Source organism: Microcoleus sp. POL10_C6 (assembly GCF_036701585.1).
In the GTDB taxonomy this organism is placed as follows: Bacteria; Cyanobacteriota; Cyanobacteriia; order Cyanobacteriales; family Microcoleaceae; genus Microcoleus.
Map to the genome: position 1 here is coordinate 41,006 of NZ_JAUBRB010000024.1, position 15,443 is coordinate 56,448.

The following is a 15,443-nucleotide window of genomic DNA, read 5'->3' on the forward strand; positions in this document are numbered from 1 at the left end:
CCAACTCTTAGCCGATCATTCATTCTCTATTCTCAAATCTAAAATGGTATAACTGAGCACTAAAACCGCCATCGCACCGTGAAAGTACCCCCTTTCAAGCTGTGGAGTTAATCTAAAATTTAAAATCTAAGATCTAAAAGGGACTGACATAATTCTTAATAAAATTAAGATCGCCCAAAGCCCTATAAATCCGTTATCAAATCCCCTTCAACCGCCATATATTTTTATGATTTTGCGAAGTTTTGCTGTGCAAACCTTACTTGGCAATAGTTTCAGCTTTTTGGCTCTCTAACCACCAGCCAATTTTCGTGAGATAGAATAGCATCATCTTTAAAACCTGTATAACCATGACTTCATCAACAGCCCTACAAAACATCGAAAACCACATTCCCATCGTGGGAGATGTACATAGCAAAAGTCCGATCGCCTACGGAGCAACCCGCCTCGCAGTCAGTGCAGTTAACGCCGTGCAAATGGCAGTAGCAGAGTCTTACATCAACGGATTAGAAGTCCCAGATTCAGTATTGCGATCGCTTTTTGATACCTGTATGCCCGTCTTTTTTAAGCATTTCCCGTCCCTGCTTGCACCCTACGAATGGGTACTAACAGAAACAGACCATACAGCCGAAGGGTCGCGGGATTTAATGAAGATTCAGTACGACTTACCTCAAGCAATGCTGAATCCGATGTTAGGCGATGGAAAACTCATTTATCCTAAATACAGCATGGGATTGTGGGAAAAAGGAGCCGCCAACCTAGAACAATCGCAAATGCAGATGATTGATGATGTGATTGAAAAGCTAGAGATTCAGGATGGCGACAATATTTTAGACTTGGGCTGCGGTTGGGGTTGCGTTCCCAATTACATTCTTTCCAAATTCCCCAATGTCCAGTCTACTGGCATTAACCTCAGCCACCACCAATGCGAGTATATGCGTCAGAAGATGCAAGACCCCGAAAGCTACCTTAGTTCAGGTCGATTTACCCTATATGAAGGCGATTTGAACGACGCCAACTTCGAGACAAAATTTGACAAAATTCTCTCCATCGGAGTTTTTGAGCATGTAGGCAATTTAACGAAAGCTTTCCAAAAGCTGGCATCTTTCCTGAAGGATAACGGCAAAGTTTTCATTCACATCATCACAGTTCGCACTCCCAACAATATATCCAGCGTTTTCACCCACAAATATATTTTCCCCCACGGCCGTTACTGGAAATACGATGCAGTTCCCAGTCACAACAAAGACCTCAAAACAATTCAAAGATGGTATCTCAACGGATACAATTACTCCACAACCTTTGCTAAGTGGCTGAAAAACTTTGACGATTCTCAGGCAATAGTCAAAGATTTGGACTACGGCATCGACTATGCCAAATTTCGTCGCATCTGGCGGTTTTACTTGATTTGGTTTGTGTCTAATTTCGCGAGTTGCGACGGCGAATATAACGGCAACGGTCAATATTTAATGACTCATGCCTAATCGCTCATCACTAGACCAAGCTCAAAAAACCGAACACCCCGAACCCCGACTTCTTTGAGAAGCCGGGGTTCTCAAGTGCGACCTACTTATCTAGATAATGAAACCGCCCTATGTGGATTGAGGGCGATCTAGAAGTGTTGCATTCTTTTGAGAAATTTGTCTGAGTTTAAAAAAGTCCGGAATCAGATGATCGATCGGTGAATAAGACCTATATCAAGCATGAACCCGCACAATACTTTTTAAATTCCATCGTCGATCAGTAGTGATGATGTCCGATATTTTACTACAAAAAGAGAGTTGATTTATACAATGGTAGACAATATGAAACCTTCTCTTCCTCAAGACGACCCCAACCAAGAACAGCGCCAAGATTCCTTGAATCGTCAGCAACAAGCTTATCAGTTTGACTATGAGAGTTTATCACCTTTGGCATTATTGAAAGATGTGCCCGCAGTCGAGAACTTTTCGAGCAAGTATATTGGAGAGCGGATACTAGCAACATCGGAACTTCCCGGAAATATGTTGGCGGCCGATTCGAGAAGTTTTCTCGATCCTCTCGACGAGCTCCAAGACTATGAAGATTTCTTTACTCTGCTGCCGCTACCTGCTGTTGCCAAAATCTACCAAACCGATCGCTCTTTTGCAGAACAGCGCCTGTCTGGAGTAAATCCGATGGTGCTTCGTTTGTTAGATGCCGGCGATCCTCGGGCGCAAACACTGGCACAAATTTCCAGCTTTCACCCATTATTCGATCTGGGTCAAGAGTTGCAACAAAAAAACATTTACATTGCCGATTATACGGGTAGCGACCAACACTATCGCGCGCCTTCAAAAATTGGAGGCGGCAGCTATGAAAAAGGCAGAAAATTCTTGCCAAAACCGCGAGCTTTTTTCGCTTGGCGGTGGACGGGAATCCGCGATCGTGGTGAAATGACACCGATTGCCATTCAACTAGATCCCACGCCAGGTAGCCATGTCTACACCCCATTCGATCCTCCTGTCGATTGGCTGTTTGCGAAACTCTGCGTGCAAGTAGCAGATGCCAATCACCATGAAATGAACTCGCATTTAGGTCGAACTCATCTGGTGATGGAACCAATCGCGATCGTCACCGCCCGACAGTTGGCTAAAAATCACCCCCTTAGCCTGCTGCTGAAACCGCACTTTCGGTTTATGTTGACTAACAACGAGCTGGCACGTTCTTATTTGATCGCTCCGGGCGGGCCAGTCGATGACTTGCTAAGCGGTAGCTTGCCAGAGACAATGGAAATAGCTAGAGAGGCTTGCAGTAACTGGAGTCTGGATCAATTTGCCTTCCCAACCGAACTGAAAAATCGGGGCATGGACGATCCAAATCAACTGCCTCACTATCCTTACCGAGATGATGGATTGCTGCTGTGGAATGCGATCGAAACCTTTGTATGTGGCTATCTCAAATTCTTTTACCCGACAAATGAAGCACTCGTCCAAGATGTGGAACTGCAAACTTGGGCCCAAGAATTAGCCTCGAATGAGGGCGGTAAAGTCAAAGGAATGCCCAGTAAAATCGACACAGTTGAACAATTAATTAAAATTGTCACAACCATAATTTTTACCTGCGGCCCGCAGCATTCAGCAGTCAATTTTCCCCAGTATGAATACATGAGTTTTGCTCCCAATATGCCCTTGGCAGCATACCGGGACATTCCCAAAATTAATGCTTCTGGGACTCTCGAAGTGATTACGGAAAAGGACATTTTACGGTTGCTTCCTCCGTACAAGCGAGCGGCTGAACAACTGAAAATTCTGTTTATTTTGTCAGCTTATCGATATGACCGTTTAGGTTATTACGATAAATCTTTCCAAGAACTCTACCGGATGAGCTTTGATGAAGTTTTTGAGGGAACGCCGATCGCATTTTTAGCCAGACAGTTCCAGCAAAATTTGAATATGGCAGAACAAAGGATTGATGCCAACAATCAAAAACGAGTAATCCCTTATTTTGCTCTCAAGCCTTCGTTGGTACTCAATAGCATCAGTATGTAGAATTGTATTTTTTGGGGCGGGCGAGACGCCCACCCCACAAGAAAATTCATTCTTTGTGGAACAGGCCCAAAAGCCTGTTCTTCAGCATGGTTCAAGATGTGAGTTGCAATACGAATTCTCAGCTTTTATAGTCTTCAACAATCGAGCAATTCACGCACATTGTACCAGAGGAATCAGAGAAGGTGACTTCATCTTGATAATGCCGTGGTGTTTGCATCAGCAACCGCCAAGCTTCTCCAGCATCTATTAAATTCATGCGTCCGGGATAGTGAGTTTGCAACAACTCTTGGACCATCGGATAATAGTCTGAGTTGATGCTGGGGAAAATATGATGCTCTGTGTGGTAAGCAAAATTTAAGTGCAGCAGGTCAAATATTTTAGGAACCCGCACTGACATACTGTTGATCAGCGGGTCATTAATGACGGTCATCCGGCAACCCATGTGGTTGGTATAGATGTAAAACATGGCGCCTGCATGACCAATTGCGATCGGCAAAAAGTAGGCAAGAGCGATTTTAAGCGGATGAAAATTTAGGTAGAATAAAATGCTCGCATGAATTCCTAAAATTCCCAGACATTCAAATGCAATTGTCAATCTATCTTTAGGACTCACTGTAAAGGCAGCCGGTACGTAATCAACAGATTTATCGTTAAATAACAGTACCGAGGTGAGATTGCGGAAATTATGCACTAACCACGAACCGGCCATCCCTACAATTAACCACACCGGGTTGACTTCCACCGACGGTACAAACAGATTTTGAATCCATTTTCCCCAAGTGTCTGGTTGCTGGTACAGATAGTTGCGATCGGGGTCTGCCAAAGAATTCGTGTTATTGTGATGTACGAGGTTGTGCAGATTTTTCCACTGAGTAGGCGGCATAAACAGCATACTTAGTCCCAAAAAGGCGATCGGATAAGTCAGGCGAGACTTTTTCTGAACGCTACCGTGCATCAAATCGTGGGAGCTAAATAGCAAAACTATGATACTATTGCCCATGATGACGGCTAAAGGTAAGTAAAGCCCTAAAAGATAGACAGGCCAGCGATCGAGATTAGCAGCAATTCCCCATCCCAGCAATAAAATAGCAGCGTTGATGAGTAGTATTGCTAACTTGCTAGGATCTGGTTCAAAGGCATTTGACGGCAGCAACGGACGCAATTTTTTTATATAGAGCGAGTGGTTAATTAGCGTTTCTTTGCCTAAAGTCGGCGTTGCCGTCTTGTCTAAAGTATTGAGTAATTTTTCTGATTGCATGTGATCGCTAAGAGTATTTTCATGTGACTTAATAAGTTTCTAAATTTAATTAGATCCCGTACCCGATTTGAGATTGAACCCACACATAAATCCGGCGGCTTATTGTTAGGATGCGGAGATTTTATCGGTCTCCACTGCGGCTATCCGGGAGCTTGTGATCAAATTGCTTTATATCAAGGCTGCCTGATTGTTCTACCCAGATATTATTGTATCCTATAAAAATAATTTTGGAACACCTCTTAAAGGCTTACCTATCGATAATACTCTCCCACTTTTCAGTTTGGTTTAATCTCAATAACCAATCCTAAATAACCTATAAGATTAAAAAAGTCCGTTTCCCTGAACAATTTCTTTGATTGTCGTCAGCGTATCTAACCCGATCAATCCTCGACGATAACCTTTTTGGTTGGACATTCCCAAAAATATCGCATCTCCCCGATTTTGATAGCGCCAAAACCGAGGTGAGGCATTAATAAAAGTTGAGGCGCTGTTAACATCCAGAGCAAATTGGCGACTTTCTAAGTAAGATTCAGTGGCGATGCAGTCAGCGTGGCCGCTGCTGTAGCGGTTGATCCAGCCGATCGCAATCTCTAAACTATCGACAACTTTAAACGCGATGGTTTTGTTTAAATACGGTTGAGTCCACTCGTATGGTTCCGCCAGCTTCAAGTCTGGGAAATCTGCAACAAGATCCGCATCGCCGCTAATTTGAAAGCCTTTTTCTTTTAAACTGTTCCACAGCCTAACTAAGGAAGAAGGCTTTTGGTTGCGATCAATCAGCACTTTCTCGATCGCATTAACAGGATCGGGAACGCTTTGATGGCTGTCCAAAATCATCCACCTTGCCATCTCCAAACTACCAGTCGGCGACCAATAAAGGTAACAATTTCCCATTGCCGACCTCAAAACTGGTGCTGTACACAGCCTAACCACCTGCTGCACCAAACTTGGCCTGCCGTAGGGAATAATTAAATTGAGATATTGGTCTTGAGTGACCAATTCTCTGATCGAAGCGCCCCGATCCGGCGGCAGTATCTGCAAACATCCCGATGGCAAACCGACCTCATCGATCGCCGAAACCAAAGCTTCTCCAATTACTGTATTAGTGTGCCAGCTTTCGCTCCCGCCTTTAAGAATCAAACTGTTAGCGCTTTTGAGAGACAGACCGGCTGCGATCGCCCCCAACTCTGGAAATGCCTCATAAATTAGAGCGATCGCCCCCAGTGGTAGCGACTGACAGTAAACCTGACAGCGATCGACCTGATAAGAAGCATTGATCACCCTGCCGATCGGATCTGGCATTTCCCCCAACCGTTCCAGAATTTGCACAGTTGTCTTGATCCGTTCCGGCGTCAGCTTCAGCCACTCCACAATCAACTCGGGAATCGCCATGTCCCGACTCGCTTCTAGATCCAGAGTATTTGCTTCTAAAATGTCATTTTGCCGGCGTTTCAGCGAGCCCGCCATCGCCTGCAAACCTGCAGCGCGATCAGCACTCTTTGTCGCAGCCAACTCCAAAGAAGCTTGATAAGCGCGACGCGCGACATTTGCGGCATCTGATGAATGGGTAAAATCCTCTATTATCATCTAGCTAACGCCTATAAGCCAGCCATACCATCAGCGCCGGCAGCATTGCTAGCAGCACCGCGACCATTGCCCACAGAATAATATTCGGGCCCGGCGAGTGTAGCGCCAAGGGCAACCAAATCACTAGCGGCACCAATATCATACCCAAAGCCAGTGGCAAGTAATAAGCCTTCAAACCCGGATGCGCTCTGTTCCACTGGTTGCCCGTCCACCGCCAAGCCTGCTTGTAAGGATAGTTCGTTGATAGTTGCTCGATCACGTATCCACTTTCGTCCAATACAAATATTTGTTGACAGCGGTTACAGCCCAAGGCTTCTGTCAACGTTATGGGAACTAGACGACCCCGGCGTCGGCAAGGACAGGGGTACTCATCGTTTAAGTCAATCTTGGGAGCTTTTTGAGAGGGCACTAGCGATCGGATAAAAAAAGCGTTTTTGCAAAAATAATCGTTAACATATCCACTTAATCAAACTTGTCAATTCCGCCATACCTAGGCTTTCAACTGCCTGTTCCGAGATATGACCCGATCGGCAATTTTGAGTTGCAAGTTCTGCATTCAATCTTACCACTAACTTAGGTATTATCAACCATCATTAGGAGTATACCGAAAACTTTCTTCATCTACTTTCCGGTTTCCTTGATTTTTTTTATTTTCTAAAGCGGGTGACGCGATTCGAACGCGCGACATTCACCTTGGCAAGGTGACGCTCTACCACTGAGCTACACCCGCATTTCCTGCGGTATTAACAATATTGTCTCAATTCTCGAAATTTGTCAAGTCTTTTTAGTAAGTTTTTTTTCAGACACCCTGTAAAAACCCCCAAAGCCTATCCCCACCGGAAATTTCAGCAGCCAGATCATTAACCAAATCAGTAATTGCCGTGAAAATTGACCGCCATCGGCCGACGGCAAAGCTACAATCAAGCTGGAATTGTGGGAGAACACTGTCATGTCAGATTTAAATCGCGGAATCATGAAGTTCAAGGGAGCTGACAGTCCTATAGCGATCGCCATTTCGGCGATTGTCATTGCCGGCGGAATCGGCTTCTTGATCTGGTGGGCGTTGCAATCAGCCTACACCTTCAGCTAACAGACTACTCAAACGTAAAACTTATAAGGTCTTGCTCAGAAGGCAGAATTTAAGAAAAATTCTGTCTTTTGCATTTTTTTGCCCTTAGTCTTGAATTTATTGCCCAGGAATGCGGATCGATCGCTGACGATCGAATAATTGCCATAAATCACCCGATCGGGCGAGTCGCTAGCATGAGCCGAGATGACTCCCGGATCGAATACTTTTGTAGTACACTTGTCAACACGGCGCGCCGAGAGCGCAGTTCTAAATGCAAGTGTTTGCAAGGGTTGTATCTCAACACAAATTTATGGCAAGCTTTCAGGACATCTTCAAATACTACAGTCGCTACTGGAAAATATCACTTTACAGCATAGCTAGCTCCAGCGTTTTGGCACTAGCCGATTTGCTTGTTCCTTACGCGATCGGTCAAATATTAAACGTATTGTCGGGTCAACCTACAGATACAGTAACCCAAAAACTGATAACAGCCATCGCCTCTGTTACCCAGCACTCACCCAACAAAATATTATCGCTATCAGTCTTGCTGGGCCTAATTTTTCTGGTAACAGTCGCCAAAGCACCGGTACAGCCTTGGGTGGCAAATTGGTTCCACTGGGCGATACCATTGAGGGCAAGGCGCGATCAAATGAGAAGTGCGATCGGCAAAATCCTTACCTTACCCCTAGAATTCTACGACGAAAACAACGCCGGACGGATTGCCAGCCGCATCGCCAAAGGCATCGCCAACCATACTTGGACTTACCCAGAAATTGCCGGCGAATTCATCCCCGAAGTCGTTCGCTTAATCGGCATTTTTGCCGTTATCTGCTTAATTGAGTGGCGGATTGGCTTATTAATTTTGGTTTCATTTCTATTTATCCTCAGTTTCACCTTAAAAGGCCTGCAACAGGTGACGGCGCAGGAAGAAAGTCTGGATGAATACATCGAAGATACCGAAAGCCGCAACTCGGAAATTATCACCAACATCAAAACAGTCAAAGCTTTTGCGACAGAAAGCCATGAACTCAAAAGGCAAACAACCAGACTCGATCGCGAATCAAAAGTCGTGATCCACCGCATTCACAAAGGATACGTCATCCTGGGGACATACCAGCAGACGATCGTCCAGTTGTGTTTGTTTTCAGTCCTCGGTTTTAGCCTAGCAGCCACGGTTGCAGGCAAAATTTCCCTCGGATATTTTGTTACCGTCTACACCCTGGCAAGCATGGCATATTCCCAACTGCGTCCGATTAGCGTTATCGCCGAATTATTGGCACGGCGTTATTCTTCAATGATCCGGTTCCACGAGTTTATGCAGTTACCAGACGGTGTTGATGCGGTTAATTTAGCAGAAAATGCTCGATCGGCGTCGCCTTATAAATTTACCGGCAAAGTTGAGATCAGCGGTTTGACCTTCGGGTACGACAGTCAAAAACCCGTTTTGCAAGATGTGAATTTATTGATTCATCCCCGTCAGACAGTAGCGTTAGTCGGGCGATCAGGTTCTGGGAAATCGACTTTAGTTAAACTTCTGTTTCGCTACTTTGAACCCAACTCCGGCCGCATTCTGATCGACGGCGAAGACATTTGCAGCTTAGACGTGACTCGCTACCGCCAGCGTTTAGCCATTGTTCACCAAGAAGTAGACGTTTTTAACGGTACTTTGCTGGAAAATTTGACTTACGGAAACAGAAATGCAACTTTCGAGCAAGTTGAGGATGCTTGTCGCATTGCCAAAGTAGACGATTTTGTGCGGCTGTTGCCCCAAGGTTACTATACCGTGGTCGGGGAGAGAGGAATGCGGTTGTCCGGCGGTCAGCGGCAGCGGTTGGGGATTGCGAGGGCGCTTTTGGTGGAGCCGGATGTGTTAATTTTTGATGAGGCTACTTCTAGTTTGGACTATGAAAGCGAGCGATCGATCCAGATAGCCATGCAGAATATCCTCGGTACGCGCACCACCATAATTATTGCCCACAGACTGAGTACAATTCGCGAAGCCGATACGATCGTCGTACTCGACGGCGGTAGAATCGTCGAAGTTGGCAGCCACGAAGAACTCTTAAGCCAACAAGGTATTTACCGTCGCCTGCACTCCCTGCAAGAAACCGGGGAATTAGTGAATTAGGAATTTCCTCTTAGTCTAGACTTAGGGTGCTCCGGGCGGGCACCCAGCCTAGACGTAGCAATGCACACCTTAAACAGTGTTCAATTTTCCCGTCTACCGCTAACTCACTTATGGTTTCTCCACTGAATGATTAGAGTTTCAAATATAATGTTGCAAATAAAGATTGTGGTGCTAGGATATATAACTGTGATGGAAATGGGTCGATGCCCGAGCGGTTAATGGGGGCGGACTGTAAATCCGCTGGCTACGCCTACGCTAGTTCAAATCTAGCTCGGCCCACCTCAATTTAATAAAAAGTTAAAATTTAAGAATTAAAAATTAATTTTTTAATTGGAGGTTCTTAATTTTTTATGCCCGTGTAACTCAGTGGTAGAGTACCTCCTTGGTAAGGAGGAAGTCACGAGTTCAAATCTCGTCACGGGCTTCCTAATTTATAGTATATCCACCAAGGGCTTCAGCTTCAATATAGCGTTTCTCAGTCAAATGAGGTACATTTTTAGAGCTAAAATCCTTAATGGATAAGGATTGGTTGTACCTGATCAGCTAAGGAAACGCTATAAATCAGAAGAAAATCCCCGTAGTCCTGCATAGTCAGGATTTCAACCCCCGGCGGACACGGGAGCATATCATATTTGTAAGAACACTCCTTCCTTCTTCCTCTGTCCTCCTGGCTCCTGGCTCCTGGCTCCCAACTCCAGTTTCTAGCTTGGCTGCTTTCCTTGAGATGCTCCCGGCGGACAGTGCCACAAACTCATCAGAATATTGTACCCGTATCGAAATCCCCGACTTGTTCAAGAAATCGGGAATCTAATCATCCTCATCCAATCCCAGCGGCACAAAATATTGACTGTAAACCACACTATTCGGCTCCCAAAGCGGCCGCCAATAAACATTTTGGATCACCGCTTTCTCCCCATCACTATCCGCAGGCCACTGAAAACTGACGATCGCAATATTGCTATATCCCACAATCTCATCACCCTCTTGCAGCCAGCGATTGCGCCACAACAGCGATATAAAATTCCACAACCTACGCAGGAATGACAATTGTTTATTTTTATGTGTTCTATCTGACGGAGTTCCCTTTTCTAGCAGCAAAAACACCCGAGCTCTTTGCCGTTTAATCCAGTCAATCCGATAACCCCAATCAGGCAGAGATTGTCTATTCCTGAAAGCAGCAGCCATAGCTTTCTTTCTGCTACTCCTGGGAATTTTCATTAATTCCAGCGGCTCATTCCATCCCAAACATTCGTGCGATCGCTCAGGAAGCAGCGACTTAATCTTAGTATGAATTAAATGCGTTTTCCACTCCTCATTGATAAAAGCACTAGCAGTCAACTGCGCCAACACAGAATAGTGACAATTTGATTGATAATTCGCCATATTCAAAGGCTCAATATTCGATCGAGAATCGCCAAAATGACAATCAGACCAATAACTCAGCCGCACAGCAGCAGCATAGTGAATATCCCCGCTCAACACAATCACCCGATCGCGCTGCTTAAAAAACTCCGACAACAGCTTCACAAAAGCCAACTCGTGAAAATTCCAAGCATCCCCCGCATCGCTATTAAAAACCTTCCCCTGTTCCACATCCCGCTTTTGCACCGCATCAATAATCCACAAACCCACTAAATTTGTCGGCACAACTACTAGCGTCGCCTCAATCTCAAACTCCCCAGTTTTATTCAGCAAATTAGTTTCATGCAAAGGCTGCTGAATTTGCTCCTCAAAACCTTTGTGAGTCAAAAGCATCGGCGGATCGATCGCGCTTTTCACCGGATACCCCCGCCAACTCCGCGTATCCAGCACAATCACCTCATGCTTAAAACTTCTCACAGTAAAATGCCAATTCAAAACCTCACTTACACCCTCGCCATCCCGATCCAAAATAAAAACATCTTCATCTAATTTCAACTTAGGCAAATGAGTTTTCGGATCGAGTCCTGGAATTCCCAAATACGAAGCCACCTCCTCCCAAACAGAAACATCAGTCCCCGCCGAATCCGACCATTTTTCAGCAGCCTTTAATAATTTATCTCCCGGTTTTTCGCGCTCAAACTGTGCAGGCGTATTTCCCCAAGCCTGAAACACAGCGTAAGCCAGCAAAGCATTCTGCACCACCCGTCGTCCCAGCGGCTTCCCCAGCACCCGGTAACACCACTCTCGATTCAAATACAAATCGTCGCTAACATCATGATCATCGCAAATCATATAAGTAGAAATATTCGCTAGCGCCCTCCTCACCCTCCACAAATTGCGAGCAAAACCGTTAAGTTCAACAACTTCTCTATCCCAGACTTTTGCCTGCTTAGAATTTGGACAAATATCCTTACCCTTCGGAAAACCCGTGCACCAAAGTACCGGCGACCAAACGAACAAATACATCGCACAATATTCCCCCAAGCTAAATAAGTGACTTTTAGCATTGGCGGGTTTATTTACCAACATCGCCGTAAAGCCGCCAAAATCTCTGGCAATATCGCTGCGAGTCCCCGGTTTTAACTCAATTGGTTTTTTGGACTCATATTCAGCATCAGACGGTTTCTGAATAGGGGACTCTCTAAAAATTTCCCTCTCTTGGCCACCTGCATTTTCGTTTGCCGAATTTTTAGGTATACTGATACACAAATTCTTTTTAATTTGGGCATCATCCATCAGGGGTAGACTCTCTTCCCAGCCCAACAGGGTATCGCCAGCATCCGTCAAAGCCCACAGCATCGCATCGGCCACGTCGTCGCCGTAAATTTGGTCGCCGGTTAAAAACAGTTGGTGGGGCCTGCTATTTGCCGTACCTGCAAACTGTTCGATCGAATTATCCAAGATTGGCAGCGCATCTCTGCCGTCTCCGTGGGGCTTGCGACAAGAACCGTGAACGATACGCAAATAGTTTAAATCCTGTGGCGGCAGGGCAAAAGTGGGCAACTGGTGAGCGAAATAACTAATCGTCTCCGGCCCCAAAGCCGATAAATCAGGGGTGGCAGGCCACAGGCAAGAAATGAGATTTTCTTTCTCATTTTCTGGGACTGCACCCCCGACGTTCGACTCGCTACTCCCCGCAAACTTGATGTCATAAGCATAAATTTCCCCAGATGTCAAGACATTGCTATTAATTGGTTTAGCAGTCACCGCGACTACGTGCAAGTATTTGCCGAGCTTTACGGTAGAGTTCGCACCTTGCAGCAATGGCCGATCGACAATTTCGCCGGTTCCGCCCTCTGTCGAATAAACCTTGAGTTCGACTTGGCGGGGTGCTTTCAGAGCCAGCCAAACTGTCACGGCCCGACTTTCAGTCCGGCGCAAAATCGGGCCCGCAAGGATCAGCGGCAAGTGATGAATTCGATGACTTAAGGGAGTCCACGACATAGGATTTAAAAAATAAAAATTAAATAAGAGTGTTCTAGCAATCAGATTTTAGGCGATCGAGCATCTGTGACCCGGTTAATTAATGCTAAGTCTGCCAACCCAAGTCTCCAAAATTGTAACAATTCATTAACTAAAATTAATAATCATGCTACAAGAAGAACAATTACACCATTTCCGAGATTCAGCCCCGCAGTTGTCGGTAATTAAATCATCAGAACCCGCTGGACGCCCCAACAGCAGGCAGCTCTACTCGTCACCTTTAGATCGGGCGATCGACCGCCACCCCCTCACCGTGGCTCCAGAAACCCCGATCGCCCAGGTGTTGGCTCTCATGAACCCGATGCGCGTCTCCTGTCACCTTTGTGGCGAAAAACAAAACGCTGTTGCTAGCGCAGCCAAGCGCAGTTGCGTGTTAGTCGTCGAAGATAATCGGCCGATCGGCATTTTTACAGAACGGGATATCGTCAAGCTAACTACCGTCGCTGCTTGTACAGTCGGACTGACAATTGCTGACGTAATGACTCGATCGCCCATTACCCTCAAAAAATCCGAGTCTCAAGATATTTTCACAGCTATGTTCACGTTGCGCCAGCACTCCATCCGGCATTTGCCCGTAGTGGACGAGGACTCGCGACTTATCGGCATCATCACCCGCGAAGCCATTCACGAAGCCCTGCAACCGATTAACTTGCTAACCAATTTGCGCTGTGCAGCAGATGTCATGACTAAAGAAGTCATTTCTGCCCCAACAACTGCCTCAGCCCTCGATTTAGCCCAGCTCATGGTCAAGCATCGAGTTAGTTCCGTCGTCATTGTCCAAGAGCAAACTCAGCATCCTGATCGGGCGATCGCACCAACACAAAATTATCAAATTCCGATCGGCATTGTCACCGAGCGCGACATCGTGCAGTTTCACGCCCTCGAACTCAACCTCTCCGAAATCCCAGCAGCCAGGGCCATGAGTGCGCCTTTATTTTGCATATCTCCCGCCGATTCCCTCTGGAGTGTCCACCAGTCCATGCAGCGCCACTGCGTCCGCCGTTTGGTAGTAGTTGGCAACCAGGGAGAACTTTTGGGCGTTGTGTCTCAGACAAATTTGCCCCAAGTTTTTAACCAATCTGAAATGTATGGGACGATCGAACTGTTGCAACAAGCAGTGGACGATCGAGCCACCCAATTGCAGAAAGCCAACGAACTTTTGCAGCAAGAAATTTTAGAGCGGCAGCGGGCCCAAGAAGCCCTGCGCCAAGCTCACGACGACTTAAAACAACAAGTTGAAGAACGCACCGCTCAACTTTTAGAATCAAATGAATTGTTGAGACGGGATATTATCAAGCGCCAGCGAGTTGAAGAAGTCCTGCGGCGAAAGCAAACTTGCTTGAAAAATCAAGCGCAGCAATTAGAGGAAACTGTGCGAAAGTTGCAGCAAACTCAAACTCAATTGGTGCAAACCGAAAAAATGTCTTCTTTGGGACAAATGATTGCCGGTATCGCTCACGAAATTAACAACCCTGTTAATTTTATCTACGGCAACCTTTCCCACGCCAGCCACTACATCAAAGAATTGCTCCAACTGTTGCAACTTTACCAGCAGCACTATCCCGAACCAGTCTCGGAAATTCGGAAAGCAGCAGCAGATATGGAAGTCGATTTTTTGGTAGAAGACTTATCTAAGATCCTGTCTTCTATGCAAGTAGGAACCGAGCGCATCCGCCAAATAGTTGTGTCGATGCGTAATTTTTCGCGATCCGATCAATCTAACATCAAGCTCGTTGACATTCACGAGGGACTTGAAACCACTTTGTTGATTTTGCAGCACCGGCTCAAAGCCCACGGCGCACATCCAACTATTCACATTATTAAAGAATACGGTAATTTGCCCAACATCGAGTGCTGTGCCGGTCAGATCAATCAGGTGTTCATGAATATTATCGGCAATGCTATTGATGCTTTGGATGAAGAAATCCAGAAAGGGGAATGGGCGGCGAGAAATGCGAAAAATTCACCCCCGTCAAATCCTAATTCTCCATTGACTGTTCCCACAATTAAAATTCGTACTGAAGTTGTTGGCGGCGATTTTGTCGCGATCCGCATTTCCGACAACGGGCGGGGCATACCGGATGAGATTCGCCACCAATTATTTGACCCGTTTTTTACTACCAAACCAGTCGGCAAGGGCACTGGGTTGGGACTGTCGATTTCTTACCATTTAGTTGTCGAACAGCACGGGGGGCGACTCGATTGCGTTTCGGAAGCTGGACGGGGCACTGAATTTGCGATCGAGATTCCGATCGTCAGTGGTCATTAGTCAGCAGTCATAGGATTTTAGATTTTAGATTTAAAAATTGAAGAATTGAAGAATTGAAGAATTGGAAATGACTGAGGAAGCTCGTGGTTTGGATCACGGGCCTACAGTTGCATTCTTTTTTTCAACTGGTATCAGTAGTCATGGGGAAGACATGATATTCTCCCAATCCCCCACTCTCCCCATCCACTCTCCCTCTTCCCGACTCACTCCCCCACTCTCCA

General features: G+C 46.0%; 10 protein-coding genes and 3 tRNA genes. 7 read left to right on the forward strand and 6 right to left on the reverse strand.

Features of this window, described 5'->3' with window-relative positions:
* Window positions 1-347: 347 nt before the first annotated feature.
* Complete coding sequence (locus QUA34_RS15510; RefSeq protein WP_333321388.1) at window positions 348-1,481, forward strand: class I SAM-dependent methyltransferase; 1,134 nt, start codon at window positions 348-350, stop codon at window positions 1,479-1,481.
* A gap of 321 nt (window positions 1,482-1,802) precedes the next feature.
* Window positions 1,803-3,506: a lipoxygenase family protein gene (locus QUA34_RS15515; protein WP_333388006.1), complete on the forward strand. Its 1,704-nt coding sequence runs from the start codon at window positions 1,803-1,805 to the stop codon at window positions 3,504-3,506.
* Between the two features lie 118 nt (window positions 3,507-3,624).
* Here the strand turns inward: QUA34_RS15515 and QUA34_RS15520 are convergent, their stop codons facing one another.
* The 4 genes from QUA34_RS15520 to QUA34_RS15535 all read right to left on the reverse strand — a co-directional run bounded on the left by QUA34_RS15520 (window position 3,625) and on the right by QUA34_RS15535 (window position 7,081).
* Window positions 3,625-4,764, reverse strand: coding sequence for a fatty acid desaturase (locus QUA34_RS15520; RefSeq protein WP_333321384.1), 1,140 nt, complete (start codon window positions 4,762-4,764; stop codon window positions 3,625-3,627).
* A 321-nt stretch (window positions 4,765-5,085) separates the two neighbouring features.
* On the reverse strand, window positions 5,086-6,351 hold the full coding sequence (locus tag QUA34_RS15525) for a glutamate-5-semialdehyde dehydrogenase (protein ID WP_333321382.1): 1,266 nt from the start codon (window positions 6,349-6,351) through the stop codon (window positions 5,086-5,088).
* Between the two features lie 4 nt (window positions 6,352-6,355).
* Complete coding sequence (locus tag QUA34_RS15530) at window positions 6,356-6,760, reverse strand: hypothetical protein (RefSeq protein ID WP_333084666.1); 405 nt, start codon at window positions 6,758-6,760, stop codon at window positions 6,356-6,358.
* Between the two features lie 249 nt (window positions 6,761-7,009).
* A tRNA-Gly gene (locus QUA34_RS15535) sits at window positions 7,010-7,081 on the reverse strand.
* Window positions 7,082-7,300: 219 nt separating this feature from the next.
* Here QUA34_RS15535 and QUA34_RS15540 point away from each other — a divergent pair.
* Window positions 7,301-7,441 (forward strand): hypothetical protein, encoded by a 141-nt coding sequence (locus QUA34_RS15540; protein ID WP_172188980.1) that lies wholly within the window; start codon window positions 7,301-7,303, stop codon window positions 7,439-7,441.
* A gap of 35 nt (window positions 7,442-7,476) precedes the next feature.
* On the opposite strand, the gene QUA34_RS15545 is transcribed toward QUA34_RS15540, so the two are convergent.
* Window positions 7,477-7,707 carry a hypothetical protein gene (locus tag QUA34_RS15545; RefSeq protein ID WP_333388009.1) on the reverse strand — a complete coding sequence of 77 codons (231 nt, stop codon included), beginning with the start codon at window positions 7,705-7,707 and terminating at the stop codon, window positions 7,477-7,479.
* A 23-nt stretch (window positions 7,708-7,730) separates the two neighbouring features.
* Here QUA34_RS15545 and QUA34_RS15550 point away from each other — a divergent pair, with 23 nt between their 5' ends.
* The 3 genes from QUA34_RS15550 to QUA34_RS15560 all read left to right on the forward strand — a co-directional run bounded on the left by QUA34_RS15550 (window position 7,731) and on the right by QUA34_RS15560 (window position 9,972).
* The gene (locus QUA34_RS15550) at window positions 7,731-9,548 is read left to right on the forward strand and encodes an ABC transporter ATP-binding protein (protein WP_333388010.1); all 1,818 of its coding nucleotides are present in this window, start codon (window positions 7,731-7,733) and stop codon (window positions 9,546-9,548) included.
* A 197-nt stretch (window positions 9,549-9,745) separates the two neighbouring features.
* Window positions 9,746-9,827, forward strand: a tRNA-Tyr gene (locus tag QUA34_RS15555).
* Between the two features lie 73 nt (window positions 9,828-9,900).
* Window positions 9,901-9,972, forward strand: a tRNA-Thr gene (locus QUA34_RS15560).
* A 383-nt stretch (window positions 9,973-10,355) separates the two neighbouring features.
* Here QUA34_RS15560 and QUA34_RS15565 read toward each other — a convergent pair.
* Window positions 10,356-12,914: a PhoD-like phosphatase gene (locus QUA34_RS15565; RefSeq protein WP_333388013.1), complete on the reverse strand. Its 2,559-nt coding sequence runs from the start codon at window positions 12,912-12,914 to the stop codon at window positions 10,356-10,358.
* Between the two features lie 145 nt (window positions 12,915-13,059).
* Between QUA34_RS15565 and QUA34_RS15570 the strand changes: the two genes are divergently transcribed.
* A complete protein-coding gene (locus tag QUA34_RS15570; protein ID WP_333388018.1) occupies window positions 13,060-15,222 on the forward strand; it encodes a CBS domain-containing protein in 2,163 nt (720 codons plus the stop codon).
* Window positions 15,223-15,443 lie beyond the last annotated feature (221 nt).

Bases quoted from the DNA above. Each gene is read 5' to 3' on its own strand.
- QUA34_RS15565 (WP_333388013.1), bottom strand. From the start codon at position 12,914: ATGTCGTGGACTCCCTTAAGTCATCGAATTCATCACTTGCCGCTGATC.
- QUA34_RS15550 (WP_333388010.1), top strand. From the start codon at position 7,731: ATGGCAAGCTTTCAGGACATCTTCAAATACTACAGTCGCTACTGGAAA.
- QUA34_RS15570 (WP_333388018.1), top strand. From the start codon at position 13,060: ATGCTACAAGAAGAACAATTACACCATTTCCGAGATTCAGCCCCGCAG.
- QUA34_RS15525 (WP_333321382.1), bottom strand. From the start codon at position 6,351: ATGATAATAGAGGATTTTACCCATTCATCAGATGCCGCAAATGTCGCG.
- QUA34_RS15510 (WP_333321388.1), top strand. From the start codon at position 348: ATGACTTCATCAACAGCCCTACAAAACATCGAAAACCACATTCCCATC.
- QUA34_RS15515 (WP_333388006.1), top strand. From the start codon at position 1,803: ATGAAACCTTCTCTTCCTCAAGACGACCCCAACCAAGAACAGCGCCAA.
- QUA34_RS15520 (WP_333321384.1), bottom strand. From the start codon at position 4,764: ATGCAATCAGAAAAATTACTCAATACTTTAGACAAGACGGCAACGCCG.
- QUA34_RS15540 (WP_172188980.1), top strand. From the start codon at position 7,301: ATGTCAGATTTAAATCGCGGAATCATGAAGTTCAAGGGAGCTGACAGT.